Here is a 1744-nt window from a genome sequence, read left to right on the forward strand (position 1 = left end):
TTGACTTGCACCTCGGGCTGAAGCCCGAGGATTCTGGCCTTCCGTTCCGTTGCCGTGCCGCTACGCGGCACGGGCTTGGGTCGGGAATCCATGGCTTCCTGTTTCTTCGCGCTGTGCCAGAACGGGTTCTGGTCTTATCGGCGCTCCGCAGGCCGATACCGCCAGTCCGGCGGCCGTCTTCACGTTGATCGCGGCATTGACATCCCGGTCGTGGACCGCGCCGCAGGCGGCACACGTCCACTCCCGGACATCGAGGGGCTTGGGGCCGTCCTGGACGCCGCAGGTGGAACAGATCTGGGAGGTCGGCTCGAACCGGCCGATCTTCACCAGGGTGCGTCCGTACCGCTCCGCCTTGTACTGGAGCATGTTGATGAACGATGACCATCCGGCGTCGTGCACGGACTTGGCCAGCTTGGTGCGTGCCAGTCCCACCACGGACAGGTCTTCCACGGCGATCCCTTGGTTCTCGGAGATCAGCTGGGTGGAGAGCTGGTGGTGGAACTCGTGGCGCGCGTCGGTGACCTTGGCGTGGGCGCGGGCAACCTTGCGGCGGGCCTTCTCCCGGTTCTTGGATCCCTTCTGTTTGCGGGCCAGTTCCCGCTGGGCCTTCTTCAGCTTCTTCTCCGCGCGGCGCAGGAACCTGGGGGAGTCGATCTTCGTGCCGTCGGACAGGACGGCGAAATGCGTCAGGCCCAGGTCGATGCCGATGGCCTGGTCGGTCTCGGGCATCCGGGCGGCATCGGTGGCGGGGTCGGTGTCAATGATGAAGGAGGCGAAGAACCTGCCGGCCGCGTCCTTGATGACGGTGACCGAGGTGGGGGTGGCGGGCAGGGTACGGGACCACTTCACCTTCACCGGACCGATCTTCGGCAGGTTCAGCCGGCCGCTGTCGGTGATGTGCCAGCGGGCGTTGGCGGTGAACCGGATCGATTGCCGGGTGTCCTTGCGGGACTTGAAGCGGGGTGGGCCGGTCTTGGGGCCCTTGCGGGTGCCCTTGAGGGAGGCGAAGAAGTTGCGGTATGCGGTCTCGGCGTCGCGCAGGGACTGCTGGAGGACGACCGCGGAGACCTCGCCCAGCCAGGAGCGTGAGGTGGTCTGTTTCGCCTGGGTGATCAGGCGGGTGGACAGCTCGCCGATCTTCGGGAACGGCTGCTGGGCCTTGCGGGCGTCCTCACGGGCACGCACCGCGTCGTTGAACACGACGCGGGCGCACCCGAACGCCTTCGCCAACGCCCTCTGCTGGCCGGGGTCCGGGTACAACCTGAAGGCGTACCGGAGCTGCATGACCGTCACGATACATACTTGGGTTATGGGTGAGATGCAGAAGATCAGAACTGGTCGGCACTGTGCTTTCGTGATGCATGTGCACTTGGTCTTCGTGACCAAGTTCCGGCACAGAGTGTTCACCGATGCCCACTTGAGGCGCATGGAGGAGATCATGCGATCCGTGTGCACGGACTTCGAGTGCGAGCTGGTGGAGTTCAACGGCGAGGACAACCACGTCCACCTCTTGGTGAACTTCCCGCCCAAGGTCGCCGTGACCAAGCTGGCCAACTCTCTCAAGGGCGTCTCCTCGCGCCGCCTGCGCCAGGAGTTTCCCGACCTCGTACGCCACTACTGGCGGGCCAACAAGCTGTGGTCCGGCTCCTACTTCGCCGGAACCGTCGGCGGCGCCCCGCTCACCGTGGTCAGGCAATACATCGAGCAGCAGAACCGGCCGGTATGAGCGTTCCCCGGCTCCGCC

2 protein-coding genes are annotated in these 1744 nt (G+C 65.4%); one reads left to right on the forward strand and one right to left on the reverse strand.

All coding sequences use genetic code 11. The features are described from left to right. Nucleotides 1-60: 60 nt before the first annotated feature. Entirely contained in the window at nt 61-1284 is a 1224-nt protein-coding gene (locus AC5P09_RS51705) for an RNA-guided endonuclease InsQ/TnpB family protein (RefSeq protein ID WP_493880592.1), read from the reverse strand. A gap of 25 nt (nt 1285-1309) precedes the next feature. Between AC5P09_RS51705 and tnpA the strand changes: the two genes are divergently transcribed. Further along, nucleotides 1310-1726, forward strand: a complete 417-nt coding sequence (tnpA, locus tag AC5P09_RS51710) for an IS200/IS605 family transposase (protein WP_493880593.1) — start codon at nt 1310-1312, stop codon at nt 1724-1726. Nucleotides 1727-1744 lie beyond the last annotated feature (18 nt).

The sequence above is a fragment of the Streptomyces sp. a15 genome, assembly GCF_059026085.1.

Coding starts and splice junctions, on each gene's coding strand:
- AC5P09_RS51705 (WP_493880592.1), bottom strand. CDS start 1,284: ATGCAGCTCCGGTACGCCTTCAGGTTGTACCCGGACCCCGGCCAGCAG.
- tnpA (WP_493880593.1), top strand. CDS start 1,310: ATGGGTGAGATGCAGAAGATCAGAACTGGTCGGCACTGTGCTTTCGTG.